We start from the raw sequence: 15,074 nt of genomic DNA on the forward strand, positions 1-15,074 counted from the left end.
CTTCAAAATAGATGTGTTGATATTTCATTCATTCGGAAGTAGGGCTATTCGGAAGTACTGAATTAATCCTCGCCAACGTATTTTTTATCTGTATCTTCCATAAGCAGGTCTTTGATAATTATAGCATATGCTGGTCTTGCTATACCGACTCCGATAAGCACGCCCACTATGGTAATTACAGCAAATCCCTTAATAGCGCCAAATCCCATAAACAAAAGGGGCGACATGGCTATGAGTATAGTCGCCGCAGCTGCAAATATAATTGCAAACGCTTTTGTTAAGCGGGATTTATATACCTTACTTGGCGGCATGGCACCACCGGCAAGAACCTCGTCTGTTATAATTATTAGATGGTCTACACCTGTACCTATAACAACAATAATGCCTGCTATAGTTGCAAGATCAAGCTGGTATCCGATAACTGCTGTAAAGCCAAGTATGATAATAACCTCGCTAAATGAAGTGGCAAGCATAGGTACGATTATATTTGGCTGTCTGTATCTGAAATACACGGCAATCGCTACCGTCATCAGAGCTATTATTCCTGCTATCGCTACCTGCTCCTTGAACTTCTCTCCAAGATCTGCCGAGACCTGCCCTGATCCTATCACTTCTACATTGACAGGCAATGCTCCTGCCCTTAGATGAATCTGGAGTTCTCTTGCTCTGATCTGCCCCTCTTCACCGGTGCCTGTAGTTGCGAAAAGTTCTCTCACAGGTACTCTCTGTATGTTCCTTGCAAGATCAGGAGCAAGGGGCGCATCAAACACAAGTCTATCATCAAGGTACATCCCCAGGTTATGTGCATCAGGGTCTGTCACTGCACCATACTGTATTGCAGCATCACGCAGTGCTGCTGCGCCCTTATCGCTGAGCTTAAAAGGTACACCCCATGCATCCCTTTCTTTCTGGATTGGATCCACTCCTATTATCTCATTGCCGTAGAGCACATGTGCGGTTTCGTTTCCCTGCACCTGTATTCTGATCTCGAATTTTCCAGGTTTAGCTGCGATCTCTCTTGCAGTGGCCATATCCACACCCGCAAGGTCGATCAGGATGTAATTATCCCCTACTGTCCTTATAGGAATTTCTTTTAGCCCGAGTGAGTTAAGTTTATCCTCAAGTATCTGTTTAGTTAGATCCCGTGTCTCCTCTGTCACTCCTGCCCGGAACGGAGGGATAACTTTTCCACCAACAGGCTCCAGAATAGTGTTCAATTCATCCTCAGTTACAGCTTTCCTTATCTCCATTGTGATAAATCTGCCCTCGATTGGAATGACCTCTGCATTCAGGTTGTTCTCAAGGTATTTTTTGATCAGGAAATCCTTATTTGTTTCAAGTATTACCCTGGTACCGCCATCAGTACCTTTTGATATGGTGGATATGCCATACCCGAATGAATCAATTGTATTTTTATTAATCTCTTTTGGTGTTGTAAAGGTGACAGAATTTGCAGCGATTTCATCGATCGTAATTGCAGAACCATCAAGCAGTCTCCCAAATTCTGCCTGGACTATCTTTCCCTCATCCGCATCCACCTGTGCAACCGCACCCTGCAGTTGTAGCTGCAGCCATGAGCCACCCTCAAGGTCAAGGCCGTATTTTAGATTACTCTGTATCCTTAATTCGCCATCTGAGTATGAGAGCATTACGGCTGCAATAGAACCAAGGACTACAAGTACAAGTAATAAGAAGCGCGAGGTTTTATAAAAGGGCTCATCACCGTTCATGCTCTCTGCCTCCTCTTTTTCTGTCTTTCAATCGGTTTTTCCTGTAGACCCCTTTTTGACATGTACCATTTTAAGATCCCCACATTGGTCATCCATGTGTTTATCAGATCTGCAACCAGACCGAAAATGAGGACAACCGAGATGTCTCTTATTATATCAATACGTGTGAATGATGAAACAAAATAAGAACCCGATGATACAAAGAATAATACAATAAAGGCAGCAAGCGTTGTCGCTGTCATCGTCAATCCTGTTTTCATGGCATCCTTTATCTTATCATTCAATTCCCCTTTTCGCTTGAGCAGCCGCGTGGTTAAAAGTATGTCTGTATCCACAGAGTAGCCGATGATCATAAGGAGAGCAGCCACAGTCCCAAGGGACAGAACTATCCCGAATACATTCATCATAGCAGCAGCGAACGCTATATCAGAAAAAGCCGAGATCACTACGGCTATAGATGGGACGAAGGTTCTGAAAATTATAAATACTACTAGCGCCATCCCCAAAAATGATAGAAGTACGGCACGGAGCGCCTGTCCTTGCAAAGATTTACTGACGATTTCTCCCATTTGCTTTATTTCCACATTGGTGTATTCAGAGTTTACTTTTTTGATGAGTTCGTTCTGTTCAGATTCCGTCATTGGACTGAACTGTACTAATTTGCGCTCGGTTCCTCCATACTCCCTTGCCTGAATCACAGGATAATCCTGAAGTTCGACTTTTAATTGATCAGGTGTTTTGGGACTATCAAAAACTACCGCAGTACCGCCCTTGAACTCCACTCCGAGTTCAACAGGTGCGCCAGTTGTGTAGGTTGTATAAGCCAGGATTGAGAGTGATAACAGAAGCAATATTGCAGGAATAATAAGCATCTGTTTTAAATTAATGCTTTTAACGTAGGTTTCAATGGCTTTTTCATTAATTAAGTTCATTGGATTCTCCATTCGACAATTCAGGACTTGCTTAAATTATAGCATAATATATTTTATCCAGGTTGCTAATTTTATATTATAGATATCAATCTATTTCCTGAACTTACACTACTTATAACCTTAAAAACTTGTTGAATCAAAATTGGGATTTATACTGATATGTGTCTGCTGGTTTTCTCCACAATGAGCCTATGTTTTATACTTTGACGAACTAATTTGGTTGTAATGGTAACGGTTAGTGCAAGGAAAAGACTTGAGTCCATAGAGCGCGATATCCTTCCTTCCATGTTCGTGGGAGTACTGTCCAAAGACGAGAAATGGCTAAAACGTACACTCGAAGAGACGCTACCGACGCTTAAGGAGCGTGCTCTTCGCCTGGCTTCGGAATGCAAAAAGAGCGGGGAATGCGCAGAGGATGATCCGCTGTGCGATGAGGAACGTATAAAGACGTTATTTGAAGAGACGCGCCTGGGGCTTGAGAGAGAGCATAAGGTCAGAAAGGCACGCACGAGGTTTCACCATTGATTACCATCGGGTGCATGTATGTCCTGTATAAAACTATCCTCTGCCATAACTATTTATTATGCCATTACGATTAATCATCCATGCAAGGCTCCAGTGAAGCGTTTGAAGAATCATATACACTATGGATAAAATCTGCGGCAAAGGATGTCGCTTTTGCACTGAACCAGCTTAAATATGATGAACTAAAGAAAATAATCACCCGGAACGAGCGGTATCTGAGAGAACCTGAATCTGTGTATGGAATGGATGGTCTTGATGAGGCTAAAAAACTCGTGCCCGAGAATATTTTGCTGCTCTCAACTGATGCTGTGGTGTTTTCTCAGAGTATCTTTGTCCCTATGCCCTCTATCTTTGATTATGCAGTTGCACTTAACAGGCGGTATTACCTTGGTTCCTGGTATTCGATAATAACCCTCAATAAGGCTTATTTAAAGGAAGCCAGTGAGACCATGTTAAAGTACATGCTACTGCACGAACTTCTTCAAAAAGAGATATATGATGAAAATATGAAAGATGGGGGACGAAAATTTACATACGAGGAGAGGCGGAAGATCAGCGATGAGACTTTAAAAAATGCAATTGAACAGAGCGGGATCACAAAAGACGAACTTGAAAAGGAGAAGAAGCTCATGTTAAGGCTCTCCTACACCTCTCCGCTTATCCCAAAACCCTTTGCTGAGGCTGCACTCTACTGGTATATGGAAAAAAACCTGGAAGAACTGAAGCATTTTGGTGAAGCGAGCAAAACAGAGAAAGAAGATGAGCTCGGGAAGAAATTAAATTCTGATTTCAAGGAATGGCTTGATTTCTCTACAAATACATATAAGATATTCCTGTCCGAGATCAAAAAAGAATTGAACTATACAGATTATGGATACGTATGAAAATAATAGCAATCGCAGATACACATATTAAATCCGGCTCCATCATAGAGCATCTCCCTGCTGAGCTTATCACATTGCTCAAAGAGGCTGATCTGGTAATACACGCAGGCGATTTTGTCACCAGGGCGGCGTTTGATGAACTCTCAGGTATCTGCAGGCTTGAGGCTGTACACGGGAACATGGATGACGCAGCATTAAAAGAATCTCTTCCTGAGCAGAAGGTGATAGAAGTCGAGGGCACAAGGATCGGGATAATCCATGAGGCAGCCCTTTCTATTCAGGATACCACAGGTGCATGGTATATGGCAAAAGAGATGAATGTCGATATACTCATTTTTGGCCATACCCACAGGCCGGTTATCGAGAAATCAGACGTGCTCCTTGCCTGTCCCGGAAGTCCCACCTCTCCGAGATTATCAGAGCCAGGTGCCATTGTGCTGGATATAGACCGCGGAAAAATATCAGGAAAAGTGGTTACTTTTGAAGGACCAGTATGCAGCATCATTGAGAGTGCCGTATCATATCATATGCAGAATGGACGATAACCGTAACATTAACAATAATACTTCAATGCACCAAGTGCATTAATTATCTGAGGCTCAGTCGGTATCAGGATTTTTTTCTTGAGTATATCCCTGAGTGCCATGACCATTCCCTCATTTTTTACAGTTCCTCCGATCAGGACAATTATCTGTGCCTGCGGTATCATAGATGAGACCCTGCGGGCAAAAGCATAATGCATTCCAGCTATGACCTCTTCTTTTGAATAACCTGCCACAAGCTGCGATATCATCTCAGAGATAGCAAATACCCCGCATGTATTGTTGATATCCGGGATGCGATCAGCTTTAAGATGAAGCCTGCCCAGTTCATCCAGATCCATCCTGAAGTAACCTGCTATAAACTCAAGGAAAGCACCTGTTCCAGCGCTGCATTTGTCGTTAATTATAAAATTATTTCTCTTAACATCGATCACCTTGGTGTCCTGTCCTCCAATATCCACGATAACATCGACATCAGAGAAATAGTGTGAAACACCATAGATAGCAGCGGTAATTTCAGTTACTGATGCCCTGTGAGGCACTGAATTTCTAAAATATCCTGTTGAGATTATATCATCTTTTTCTATTCCTTTTACAAGATCCTTCCAGTTATGGGTTGATGTTATCTGGTATTTGACCTCTCCACTCTCTATTTTTACTATTTTTGCAGTTGTACTGCCTACATCAAGTCCGATCATAAATCTAACGGTTTTTTAAGGTTATCCTATCATATTATGATCTTCCTTTAAATGCTTTATCAGGTACCAAAGTATGAGACAAAAACATCTTGAGATACTGCTTGAGCAGGTCGAGGGCTTCAGATCTCCAAAGCCCTCAAGAGAACAGTACTCTACGCCCGCAACTGTAGCTGCAGAGCTGCTTCATTTTGCATTCATGAAAGGAGACATCACGGATACTGTCTATGATCTTGGGTGCGGCAGTGGAATCCTTGCGATCGGAGCAAAACTTCTGGGAGCAGAAAAGGTTATAGGTTTTGATGATGATAATGACGCACTTGAGATTGCGCGGGCAAATGCAAAAAAACTCGGCGTAGATGTCGAGTTCGTATGCACAGACATAAATGAAGTGTACGGAAAAGCGCATACAGTAGTGATGAATCCACCATTTGGCGCACAGGTAAGAGGAAGCGACCGCCCTTTTTTGCGGAAAGCCCTCGAACTAAGCAGCGTGGTTTACTCAATACATAACGCCGGTAGTATAGAATTCATAAAAAAATTCATTAGCCCATCAATCATAACAGATTATAAATTAATCGGTTTTCCCATTAAGAGGACATTCAGGTTTCATACCAAGGAAACACAGATAATAAAAGTAGAGATATACAGAATAGAGAAAAGAGAGAGGGATCGTTATTAGAATCAAGAGAAAGAAGGTTACAAGCAGAAGGAAACTTGGAAAAGACGATGTAAGAGAAAAGGCTGAGAGAATGGAAGAAAAAGAGCTTGAGGAGAGGGAGGAAGAACTCCAGGTTGAAGAAGAGATAGAACAACCTGAAGAAGGTACAGTAAAGGAAGAACCCGCAGATAACAAGATCGTACTGCCCGGTGATCTCATCGGTACATCAGAGGAGTTCACACCAAAAGAGGGAACTTTCGTAGATAAAGGGAATATATATGCAGCGACGACAGGGATTGTAAAAGTAAATAGTAAAGAGCGTTCGATCTCAGTTATCCCGGTTACGAACGTACCCCCGCATCTACAGGTAGGAGACATCGTAATCGGCCAGATCACTGATGTAAAAGATTCAGTTGCTCTGGTTGAGATCGCAAGCATTAAAGATAAAGGCGAGCGAGAGATCATCAATGTAGATCAGGCTGCAATCCATGTATCGAATGTAAAGGATGCCTATGTAAAGGAACTATCTGCTGAATTTGAACCTTTTGACATAGTTAAAGCAAAAGTGATAGACATGAGGAACATGCGCCTCTCTACTGTAAATAAAGAGCTTGGCGTCATGAAGGCTTACTGCAGCAGTTGCAGGACTGTGATGAAAAAAGAAAATGGTAGACTTAAATGTCCTAAATGTAACAGGGTCGAGACAAGAAAATTGTCTTCGGATTACGGAACAGGTGTTATTTAGGTGGTATCATGGAACTTACAATCATAAATAAGACAGAGAATGAGATAAATATAAAGGTTGCAGGTGAGACGCATACTCTCCTTAATGCTCTGAAGTCGGTTTTGTTAAATAACGAGCATGTCGAGATAGCGACATACGATATTAAACATCCAACAATAAGCGAACCTGTACTGTTTGTCAGGACAGACGGTGCCGATCCCATAGAAGTGATTAAAAAAGCATCAGGAGAACTCGTTAAACAATGTGATGAATTTATTAATCTCTTCAAGAAAAAGGCGATGGGTTAACGCGGGCTAACCAGAGCCTCATATTCCTCTTCAAGCAGGTCGTTCACTGCTACGCCATGCTCCAGTGCAACGAGTATGGCACTGACCTCTATTTCAACAAGTTTGGATAGCTCTTCCTGTTTTTTATTAATCAGCGATATCACTTTACGTTTTTCCATGCCTGTGCCGGCTATAATACGCTCAATAATCCTATCAAACAGGGTTTTTTTCTCAAGGTTTTTTAAAAGGATGTCAGAACCAGGCCTGAACCCTGGAGGGATCTCTACCGAGGATATATCAAATGCAGGCGTAACTATCTCCCCATCTCTTTTTACAAGACCTGCTCTTTGTGCATGGTTCAATATGTTTTTTGCCTCCTCCGGGTTGAACCAGTTTAAATCAATAGCAAGTACAAGGATAAACTCGCTCTCCTTAAGTACTTCCTTACCTTTTCTTTTAAAAGGTACCGAAACAGAATATATCAGATCAGACATTGGGTGTGTTTCTTATTATCTCATCAACAATAGTATCTGCTATCCTTGTGCATTCAGTCCTGCCCATACCCTCGATGTGGTGCACTTTCACTGTAAGTATACCGTTTTCAAGTTCGGTACGGACAAGATAGGAGTCTCCCATGAACGGGACGCGGTCGTACTTCTCATCTAAGAAGGAATATTTTAGATTTACCCTGAAATCAATAGTCCCCTCTATATCTATATTCTGAAGCACATGCTCAAATGTATCTTTGTTTAATGGATAAAAATTAACGCTTCTATCTGCGATTTCAACACCTATGCTCCTCTTTGCTTTAATTAAGCCTTTAAGATCAGGAGCGTCTGTAATGAAAGTCCCGGATTGTCCATCCATCCCGGCTATTACCTTAACGATGTAGGGAAGATTGTCCCTGAAATTATACCTTCGCTCAAGCTCAGGCTTCTGTGGAAACTGATGATAGGTACGCCTCATATTAGTGCTGTATGATCAGCGATTCTTAAAAACTTTCTGCTAAGGATTAATTATCAGATGATACATGAGGAGAATATGAAGTACGATGTAGTTGTGGTCGGCGCTGGACCGGCAGGTGCTATTGCCTCTAAGTACGCAGCCAGAGCGGGGGCAAGAACCCTGTTGATAGAAGAACATGCCAGTATCGGCTCACCCACACAGTGCACAGGACTGATAAGTAAAGCCGCACTTGTGGAATGTGAAATAGGGGAGGGAAGCTTTATCCTTTCAAAGATGAAGGGTGCTTTTGTGTATGCCCCGGGCGGAGAAGAGCTTACTGTACGGGGAAAAGATACAAAAGCATATGTAATAGACAGGAAGATCTTCGATCGGGCTCTTGTTGAGCGCTCGCTGGATCAGGGTGTGGACATACTTTTAAAAACCCGCTTCATCGATATGAATGGAGGCAGGATATCGGTAATAGCAGAGGGTGAGCAGAGAGAGATTCATGCTGATATTATTATAGGAGCAGACGGAATACAGAGCAGCGTTGGCCGGGCGGCTGGAATACCAAGATGCAAAAAATTCCTGTCCGGGATACAGTTTGAAGCCCCTTATACTGCAAAAGACCCTGAATTTGTGGAGATATTCACAGGAAACGATATTGCGCCTGGATTTTTTGCATGGGCTGTACCTTTTGGCGGGATAGCCAGAATAGGTCTTGCCAGGAGCCAGGATGATATACCGGCTATCAGTTATCTTGAAAGACTTCTAAAGCATCCTGTAGTCGCTTCAAGGTATAGAGGTTCGCTCACAGAGCATGTTATTGGAGGCATTCCCCTCGGCCCGCCAGTTAAAACAACAAAAGATAACGTGATGCTTGTAGGGGATGCTGCAGGACAGGTGAAACCAACATCAGGCGGAGGTATTTATATAGGAGCAGTATGCGCAAAGCTTGCAGGTGAGATCGCGGCAAAAGCATCCCGTAAAGAGGCACGTTTAGGGGAATATGAAAAAAGATGGCGCAACTCCATAGGACGTGAACTTGCCACAGGGATGAGAATTCATAAGAGCCTGGGGAAACTGAGGGATAATGACCTGGATGAATTCATAGCATATCTAAACCAGCCACAGATAAGAGAGATCATCACAGAATACGGCGATATGGATCATCCCTCGATCCTTTTTCAAAAACTCATCAACATGAAAGATAAGAAGAGACTTATAAAATTAATGGGCATTGCATTTAAAACACTGTTCTGAGGATATTCCATATAAACCAAGCGCAAACTATATATATGAATGTGAGCATTATTATGATTATAACAAGCGGGTAGGTATAACTTTTTTAGAAACTAACCCCCACTCCCACCCCCTACCCGCTCGTTATTATTCCTATTCTATCAGATCGGAGTCTTATCCACCTGCAATTCCTTATGATTATGATAAGGAGAATAAGCTATATATAATCGCAATGATAATGATGTGGGTAACGAGCGGGTAGGTAAACTTTTTTAACTAACTCCCACCCCACTCCCCAGCCCGCTCGTTAAGATATTCTTACTATTTCTCCCGTTCTCTCATACGTACGCAGTCCCGGGGGCAATTTTTCACTGGGTTCATAAGAGCGCAGCGCTCTCAAAAAAATCTGAATTTCTCTACTTTCCAGGAGTTTGATCGGAATGACAAAATCATACTCTTCATCTGCTATTTTAATGAATTTAAGCCCGTTAAGCTCTGCAACTGTACGGATTCCAACCCCGGCATCCGCTTTTCCAAGCCTTATCGCTGATGCGACTGCACTGTGTGTTTTCGCTTCTGTATGGTAGCCGCTCATACTGGCTGTAAGTTCTTCAAATGGTATTCCCCTCTGTCTTGAGATATCCCTGAGTTTTAAATCTGTCATGACCCTTGTTCCTGAGCCTGTGTTCCTGTTAATAACCCTTACATGGATTATATCCTCAAATCCCCTGATGGTGCTGTCCTTTCTCACAATCAGACCCTGTTCCCTAAGATAGCCTTTAACTACCACTGCATTCCTTATTCCGAACCTTTCCAGAAATGGGATATTGTATATCCCGGATTCATCCAGAAGATGCACGCCTGCTATATCAGCAATACCGCTGCGGATGGCCACCAGACCCCCGGAAGAACCAGCATTAATCACCCGTATCCTGAGATTGGCTGTATCAATAAGAGCATCAAGCCCAAGACAATGGCTCCCCACAAAAAGCAGATCTGGTGTTTCGATCTCCCCGAATAAGGTGACATCCACAGCCTCACCTGCCTCTATCATTTCCACACTCTGCTGTATCTCGATAAAACCATCAGCTTCTGAGAGTGTGGTTATTGCACCTGAACCTTTCTCGATCGGATATGCCCATCCCCTGACCAGTCCGACTGGAAGAAGCTGGCTCCTTCCCTCAGAGCGCACCCGCACAGCCAGTCTTGCTGTTGTTCTTATCCGTTCCTCTTTTTTCCCGGTTATTTTCCTGATAAGCGGGGCTACAAATTCATTGAAAATGGTGAGTGAGGATGCCGGGTATCCTGGAAGGCCAAACACAGGTTTTCCGAAAACTATCCCGATAATTGCAGGTTTTCCGGGCTTGATATCGATCCCATGGGCAAGGACAGTACCATTCTCCTCGATAATCCTGTACATTACATCGCCCGAACCTGCTGAAGTGCTTCCTGAGGTAAGGATAATATCACAATTCTCTGCAGCTTCTCTCAGGGCTTCCATCATCTCGGTCCTGTCATCCCTGACTGCAGGGTAGAGGACAGGGGTCCCGCCGCATTGTTTTACACCTGCTGATATCGAGAACGAATTGATATCATAGATCTTACCTGCATCAAGTTTACATCCTGGCCTCACAAGCTCGTTCCCTGTGGAAATGATGCCAACAACCAGTCCATAGATATTTACTGCCATCTTTCCTACTGCGGCCAGGATACCGATCTCACGGGTACCAAGAACTGTTCCCCTTCTCAACACACGCTCTCCAGCCATTATATCCGTGCCTGCATGCATAACATTCTCATTGATCGAGACAGGACGATGCACCGACAGTGAGGTGCCAATTCTGGTGTGCTCAACCATAACAACTGCATCAGCACCAGAGGGCATGACAGCGCCCGTTGCAATTTCAGCGGCTTCACCTCTTTTTATATGGATATCAGGATTTATTCCTGCCGGGATAGAGCCTACAAGGTTAAGATGCACCGGCCTGTCCTCCCGCGCACTATATGTGTCTGCAGCATGAACAGCATAACCATCCATGGAAGCCCTGCTAAAAGGGGGCACATCTACATCAGAAATTACATCCTGAGCAAGAGCATATCCTGATGCATTCTCAATGTTCACCTCGATTATGCCTGGCCGGATGTCCATGCGTTCGATTATGCCCTTTGCTTCATCAATTGTAACTAGTTTTCTGAATTCTTTTTGCATATCTTCCATTATGAGGCCTCAAGTTAAATCGTTTTTCAGAAAGCTTATTAAGGATTAATACCATTACAAGAAGGACAATACGATATCTAAATAAATATCTATGGGTAGTGGTATTGTAATGTAATTAAGGGGTGTTGCATGAGCAAACTTGGAGAAATATTAAGGGAGAGAGGTCCGATACATAAAGTTGGAGTTGCAGGGATGGGATATGTAGGAATTCCCTCTGCTGTTTTATTTGCTGAGAAATTTGATTTTGTCCTGGGTTTTCAGCGAAATTCAAAGAGTTCTGGATATAAAATAGAGATGTTAAACAGCGGGCTAAGTCCGCTAAAAGGCGAAGAGCCAGGGCTTGAAGAGCTGATAGCAAAAGTAAGAGCGCAAGGAAGATTCGAATGCACATCGGATTTTTCAAGAATAAGGGAAATGGACGCGATAACAGTGGCCATCCAGACCCCGTTTAAAGACACTGTAAGCCTTGAGCCTGATTTCAGTGCGCTGGAGGAAGGCCTGAGACAGATAGGCAGGTATTTGAACGAGGGGATGCTGGTTGTGCTTGAATCAACGATTACCCCGGGGACGACAGGGGGTATGGCAGCCGATATCCTGCATGAAGAATCGGGTCTTGTAGCAGGTGAAGATTTCGCACTTGCACATGCACCTGAGCGGGTAATGGTCGGAAGGCTTATCAGGAATATACAGGAGCATGACAGGATAGTGGGTGGAATAGATAAGGAGAGTACAGAAAGAGCAATAGAACTTTATAAACCAGTTCTAACAAAAGGTAGAATAATAGCTATGGACTCAACAGCGGCTGAAGTAACCAAAACTGCTGAGAACACATTCAGGGACCTGCAGATAGCTGCAATCAATGAGCTTGCGCTGTATTGTGAAGCCATGAGAATCAATGTCTATGATGTAAGGGCAGGCATAGATAGCCTGAAAGGTGAAGGAATAACACGGGCTGTGCTCCACCCTGGAGCAGGCGTGGGAGGGCATTGTTTAACCAAAGACACATATCACCTGGAAAGGGGTGTCAGGTTAGCAAATTCAAAGCTGGATTACCCGCCTGATGCTGAATCCCTGTATGTTATGGCCAGAAATATAAACGATTTCATGCCCATCCATATGTATAATCTCACCTCAGAGGGTCTCTCAAGGTTAGGGAAAAGAATTGAGTATTCCAGAATAGCTATCCTGGGCTGGGCTTTTATAAATAACTCAGATGATACAAGAAATACACCTGCTGAACAGTATTACAACATGCTGATAAGAGATGGTGCTACGGTCTCAGTCCATGATCCTTATGTCTCTGAGTCGGGCGGAATTAAAATATCCCGGAACATGGAGGATTGTTTAAGAGGAGCATCTGCTGTGGCTATTTTTACAGGGCACAGCCAGTACTCAAACCTGAAAGCAGACATGATTAAAAAGCTAACAGGACTGCATCATCCTGTAATAGTTGATGGCAGGAATGTGATCGATCCTGATTCTTTTATCAACGAGGGATTTGTTTACAGAGGCATAGGCAGGGGAGATAAGAACTACCACTATATCATTTGATCTCTATTGCCTTTCCTTTTTGATAAGATTCTATAGCCGCCGTCACTACCTGCAGTGCATGCCTGCTTGTCTCCCCATTGGAGATAATCTCACTTCCATTGGTTATAGCCTTAATAAAATACTCCAGTTCATTTCTTAAAGGCTCCCTGGGCTCTACCCTGGCCATCCGTATCCATGATTCATCGTGCAACTCTACTGTCTGTTTTATATAATCCAGGTATGCTACGCCTTTTAAGCCTATCGCTGTAAGAGTCCTTATTTTGTTGGGTGTCAGCCAGTTTGTTTCTATCATACCTGAAAGATTATTATTGCATCTTAAAAGTATGGTCGCATGGTCCTCAAAGGAGTGTATATCACTGCCAGCTATTGTGTAAACCTCATTGATCTTCCTGCCATACAGGTATGATATAACATCAATGTCATGGACACCAAGGTCCATTATAATACCCACATCACGTATGCGTGGATTGAAAGGACCTACACGCCTCGAGGAGATGGAAACTATTTTTCCAATCATGCCAGAATCGATGATCTCTTTTAATTTTATCACAGCCGGGTTGTATCTCTCGATGTGCCCTACCATCAGCTTTACGTCTGCATCGTGAGCAGCATTGATTATGGTATCCGCATTTTCAATTGTGTCAGCTACAGGTTTTTCAACAAGCAAATGAGTCCCTGCATCGATAGAATCAATAGCGACCCGTGTATGAAGGGTCGTGGGCACTACTATACTTACCCCATCAAGTTCCTGTTTCAGCAGTTCTTTATGGTTAAAGTAGGCCTCAGTATTATATCTTTTCGCCATTGCTCTGGCCCGAGCCTGATCGATATCACAAACACCTACCAGATCTATATTCCCCATTTCATTATATATTCTTAAATGATTCTGTCCCATGGCGCCAGCGCCTATTACTCCAACTCTCATCTAATGACCCCCTGGATTATCTTTGCTATTGCATTGCGTATGGTTTAGATATTAACAATGCAGACTAACCTCATCCTAATACGATGTGAGATTATTTAAAAATATCGAATCTTAAGATGTCGTGATTATTCATCAGTTCTTCATACTGTCAACTTCATGTATATCATCAGGGGATCAGGGGTATGAATTAAAAGCCATATACCCCATCACCTTTTCCTGTATTACCTGGACATCCTGACCATTTCCCGGCAGGAATCGGCTGTGCGCCTGCATTGATCAGAGCAGGCCATCATCTTGTCATCACCAACGAACTGATCACAGCTCTCAGCACACCTATCGTTGATCTGTGCGCAGATATCGCAGATGCGGGCACTGAATTTTGATCCACGCAGCATGAAATCAGCGCTTACCCGACAGATATCGCTGCAGTCCAGCATCATCCGCATATGGTCTTGAGCCGCATGTTTGCCACCCATTCTCAGACAGTGTTCTACTGCTGTCTCCAGGAGAATACTGTGGCAGGTCAGACATTCGTCAATGCATCTCTGCACTTCTTCGCTCCTCTCTATCGTATGAGCTATAGCCATCGCCATAATTTTTCACCTCCATTCCCTTTAGTACATGATTTAAGACTGGCAATGTATCGTTTTTTATTCAAGTAGCATAAGCATTTCTATTAACGATATGTATAGTGTATACTGCTAATGATGCTGGTTTTATTCTTTTCGTTCCAGCATCTTACTTATAAAATTCATAAACTCACGAACACCTGAAACAGGATCATCATTTATATTACTCTTTTCAGTTTAATGATATCTGCCACTGAATTTTCTCCATCGCCTTTAATATATCATCTCTTCTGGATTCAAGATAATCAAGCTCAATGAAATCATCAAGCATCTCTTCTTCGGTGATTTCTCCTCTTTTCAGCTTTTCATCCAGCTCAAAAATTGATTTTATCCCATGTTTAGAGCCAATCTTATATATTTCAGCCTCTATGTTCCTTAATTCCCTCTCCAGAAAGGTTTTAAGGCTTTCCCTTTCCAGTTTTTCTTTACTTATGTTAAGTATAGTTGCTAATTCCTCAATAATTTGCATGTCTGCCTCGCCTCTTCTATTTTATAATCCTTAAATTAACCTCATATATATTGAGAGGATTTTGATTAACTTTGTTTTCTCACCCAGATAAATGCAATGATGGCATTTTTTCTGA

Annotated in this window: 17 protein-coding genes; 8 read left to right on the forward strand and 9 right to left on the reverse strand. The window is 42.9% G+C overall.

Annotated features, from left to right (window positions below):
- Window positions 1-62 precede the first annotated feature (62 nt).
- On the reverse strand, window positions 63-1,730 hold the full coding sequence (locus tag ANME2D_RS12855) for a preprotein translocase subunit SecD (RefSeq protein WP_048092464.1): 1,668 nt from the start codon (window positions 1,728-1,730) through the stop codon (window positions 63-65).
- Window positions 1,727-2,662, reverse strand: coding sequence for a protein translocase subunit SecF (locus ANME2D_RS12860; RefSeq protein ID WP_048092467.1), 936 nt, complete (start codon window positions 2,660-2,662; stop codon window positions 1,727-1,729). Before ANME2D_RS12860 ends, ANME2D_RS12855 begins: the two co-directional genes overlap by 4 nt.
- 225 nt (window positions 2,663-2,887) lie before the next feature.
- Between ANME2D_RS12860 and ANME2D_RS12865 the strand changes: the two genes are divergently transcribed.
- The 3 genes from ANME2D_RS12865 (at window position 2,888) to ANME2D_RS12875 (ending at window position 4,616) form a co-directional block, all read left to right on the forward strand.
- Window positions 2,888-3,187 (forward strand): hypothetical protein, encoded by a 300-nt coding sequence (locus ANME2D_RS12865; protein WP_048092470.1) that lies wholly within the window; start codon window positions 2,888-2,890, stop codon window positions 3,185-3,187.
- Between the two features lie 80 nt (window positions 3,188-3,267).
- Entirely contained in the window at window positions 3,268-4,071 is an 804-nt protein-coding gene (locus tag ANME2D_RS12870) for a hypothetical protein (protein WP_048092471.1), read from the forward strand.
- The gene (locus ANME2D_RS12875; RefSeq protein WP_048092473.1) at window positions 4,068-4,616 is read left to right on the forward strand and encodes a metallophosphoesterase; all 549 of its coding nucleotides are present in this window, start codon (window positions 4,068-4,070) and stop codon (window positions 4,614-4,616) included. Before ANME2D_RS12870 ends, ANME2D_RS12875 begins: the two co-directional genes overlap by 4 nt.
- An 8-nt stretch (window positions 4,617-4,624) precedes the next feature.
- Here ANME2D_RS12875 and ANME2D_RS12880 read toward each other — a convergent pair whose 3' ends face one another.
- Window positions 4,625-5,311: an acyl-CoA dehydratase activase gene (locus ANME2D_RS12880; RefSeq protein WP_048092475.1), complete on the reverse strand. Its 687-nt coding sequence runs from the start codon at window positions 5,309-5,311 to the stop codon at window positions 4,625-4,627.
- Between the two features lie 73 nt (window positions 5,312-5,384).
- Here ANME2D_RS12880 and ANME2D_RS12885 point away from each other — a divergent pair, with 73 nt between their 5' ends.
- From ANME2D_RS12885 to ANME2D_RS12895, 3 genes are all read left to right on the forward strand, one after another.
- Window positions 5,385-5,990 (forward strand): METTL5 family protein, encoded by a 606-nt coding sequence (locus tag ANME2D_RS12885; RefSeq protein ID WP_048092477.1) that lies wholly within the window; start codon window positions 5,385-5,387, stop codon window positions 5,988-5,990.
- A gap of 70 nt (window positions 5,991-6,060) precedes the next feature.
- Complete coding sequence (locus ANME2D_RS12890) at window positions 6,061-6,714, forward strand: exosome complex RNA-binding protein Csl4 (protein ID WP_081810282.1); 654 nt, start codon at window positions 6,061-6,063, stop codon at window positions 6,712-6,714.
- Between the two features lie 8 nt (window positions 6,715-6,722).
- The gene (locus tag ANME2D_RS12895; protein ID WP_048092479.1) at window positions 6,723-7,001 is read left to right on the forward strand and encodes a DNA-directed RNA polymerase subunit L; all 279 of its coding nucleotides are present in this window, start codon (window positions 6,723-6,725) and stop codon (window positions 6,999-7,001) included.
- Here ANME2D_RS12895 and ANME2D_RS12900 read toward each other — a convergent pair.
- Together ANME2D_RS12900 and ANME2D_RS12905 are read right to left on the reverse strand one after the other, a co-directional pair.
- Window positions 6,998-7,474 carry a DUF2240 family protein gene (locus ANME2D_RS12900; protein WP_048092481.1) on the reverse strand — a complete coding sequence of 159 codons (477 nt, stop codon included), beginning with the start codon at window positions 7,472-7,474 and terminating at the stop codon, window positions 6,998-7,000. The two genes, ANME2D_RS12895 and ANME2D_RS12900, sit on opposite strands and share 4 nt — an antisense overlap.
- Window positions 7,467-7,946 (reverse strand): hypothetical protein, encoded by a 480-nt coding sequence (locus tag ANME2D_RS12905; RefSeq protein ID WP_048092483.1) that lies wholly within the window; start codon window positions 7,944-7,946, stop codon window positions 7,467-7,469. The genes ANME2D_RS12900 and ANME2D_RS12905 overlap by 8 nt, the downstream gene beginning before the upstream one ends.
- Window positions 7,947-8,021: 75 nt before the next feature.
- Between ANME2D_RS12905 and ANME2D_RS12910 the strand changes: the two genes are divergently transcribed.
- Complete coding sequence (locus ANME2D_RS12910; protein ID WP_048092485.1) at window positions 8,022-9,188, forward strand: geranylgeranyl reductase family protein; 1,167 nt, start codon at window positions 8,022-8,024, stop codon at window positions 9,186-9,188.
- Window positions 9,189-9,474: 286 nt separating this feature from the next.
- On the opposite strand, the gene ANME2D_RS12915 is transcribed toward ANME2D_RS12910, so the two are convergent.
- On the reverse strand, window positions 9,475-11,376 hold the full coding sequence (locus tag ANME2D_RS12915) for a molybdopterin biosynthesis protein (RefSeq protein WP_048093630.1): 1,902 nt from the start codon (window positions 11,374-11,376) through the stop codon (window positions 9,475-9,477).
- 138 nt (window positions 11,377-11,514) lie between these two features.
- On the opposite strand from ANME2D_RS12915, the gene ANME2D_RS12920 reads away from it, so the two are divergent.
- Window positions 11,515-12,936, forward strand: coding sequence for a nucleotide sugar dehydrogenase (locus tag ANME2D_RS12920; protein ID WP_048092487.1), 1,422 nt, complete (start codon window positions 11,515-11,517; stop codon window positions 12,934-12,936).
- Here ANME2D_RS12920 and ANME2D_RS12925 read toward each other — a convergent pair.
- From ANME2D_RS12925 to ANME2D_RS12935, 3 genes are all read right to left on the reverse strand, one after another.
- A complete protein-coding gene (locus tag ANME2D_RS12925; RefSeq protein ID WP_048092489.1) occupies window positions 12,929-13,861 on the reverse strand; it encodes a UDP-N-acetylglucosamine 3-dehydrogenase in 933 nt (310 codons plus the stop codon). The genes ANME2D_RS12920 and ANME2D_RS12925 overlap by 8 nt on opposite strands.
- Window positions 13,862-14,082: 221 nt before the next feature.
- On the reverse strand, window positions 14,083-14,454 hold the full coding sequence (locus tag ANME2D_RS12930) for a four-helix bundle copper-binding protein (protein ID WP_048092491.1): 372 nt from the start codon (window positions 14,452-14,454) through the stop codon (window positions 14,083-14,085).
- Between the two features lie 208 nt (window positions 14,455-14,662).
- Window positions 14,663-14,959 carry a hypothetical protein gene (locus ANME2D_RS12935; protein ID WP_048092493.1) on the reverse strand — a complete coding sequence of 99 codons (297 nt, stop codon included), beginning with the start codon at window positions 14,957-14,959 and terminating at the stop codon, window positions 14,663-14,665.
- Between the last annotated feature and the right edge of the window lie 115 nt (window positions 14,960-15,074).

The sequence above is a fragment of the Candidatus Methanoperedens nitratireducens genome, assembly GCF_000685155.1.
In the GTDB taxonomy this organism is placed as follows: domain Archaea; phylum Halobacteriota; class Methanosarcinia; order Methanosarcinales; family Methanoperedenaceae; genus Methanoperedens; species Methanoperedens nitratireducens.

Bases quoted from the DNA above. Each gene is read 5' to 3' on its own strand.
- ANME2D_RS12900 (WP_048092481.1), bottom strand. From the start codon at position 7,474: ATGTCTGATCTGATATATTCTGTTTCGGTACCTTTTAAAAGAAAAGGT.
- ANME2D_RS12880 (WP_048092475.1), bottom strand. From the start codon at position 5,311: ATGATCGGACTTGATGTAGGCAGTACAACTGCAAAAATAGTAAAAATA.
- ANME2D_RS12875 (WP_048092473.1), top strand. From the start codon at position 4,068: ATGAAAATAATAGCAATCGCAGATACACATATTAAATCCGGCTCCATC.
- ANME2D_RS12915 (WP_048093630.1), bottom strand. From the start codon at position 11,376: ATGCAAAAAGAATTCAGAAAACTAGTTACAATTGATGAAGCAAAGGGC.
- ANME2D_RS12885 (WP_048092477.1), top strand. From the start codon at position 5,385: ATGAGACAAAAACATCTTGAGATACTGCTTGAGCAGGTCGAGGGCTTC.
- ANME2D_RS12910 (WP_048092485.1), top strand. From the start codon at position 8,022: ATGAAGTACGATGTAGTTGTGGTCGGCGCTGGACCGGCAGGTGCTATT.
- ANME2D_RS12870 (WP_048092471.1), top strand. From the start codon at position 3,268: ATGCAAGGCTCCAGTGAAGCGTTTGAAGAATCATATACACTATGGATA.
- ANME2D_RS12905 (WP_048092483.1), bottom strand. From the start codon at position 7,946: ATGAGGCGTACCTATCATCAGTTTCCACAGAAGCCTGAGCTTGAGCGA.
- ANME2D_RS12935 (WP_048092493.1), bottom strand. From the start codon at position 14,959: ATGCAAATTATTGAGGAATTAGCAACTATACTTAACATAAGTAAAGAA.
- ANME2D_RS12865 (WP_048092470.1), top strand. From the start codon at position 2,888: ATGGTAACGGTTAGTGCAAGGAAAAGACTTGAGTCCATAGAGCGCGAT.
- ANME2D_RS12895 (WP_048092479.1), top strand. From the start codon at position 6,723: ATGGAACTTACAATCATAAATAAGACAGAGAATGAGATAAATATAAAG.
- ANME2D_RS12930 (WP_048092491.1), bottom strand. From the start codon at position 14,454: ATGGCGATGGCTATAGCTCATACGATAGAGAGGAGCGAAGAAGTGCAG.
- ANME2D_RS12860 (WP_048092467.1), bottom strand. From the start codon at position 2,662: ATGAACTTAATTAATGAAAAAGCCATTGAAACCTACGTTAAAAGCATT.
- ANME2D_RS12855 (WP_048092464.1), bottom strand. From the start codon at position 1,730: ATGAACGGTGATGAGCCCTTTTATAAAACCTCGCGCTTCTTATTACTT.
- ANME2D_RS12920 (WP_048092487.1), top strand. From the start codon at position 11,515: ATGAGCAAACTTGGAGAAATATTAAGGGAGAGAGGTCCGATACATAAA.
- ANME2D_RS12925 (WP_048092489.1), bottom strand. From the start codon at position 13,861: ATGAGAGTTGGAGTAATAGGCGCTGGCGCCATGGGACAGAATCATTTA.
- ANME2D_RS12890 (WP_081810282.1), top strand. From the start codon at position 6,061: ATGGAAGAAAAAGAGCTTGAGGAGAGGGAGGAAGAACTCCAGGTTGAA.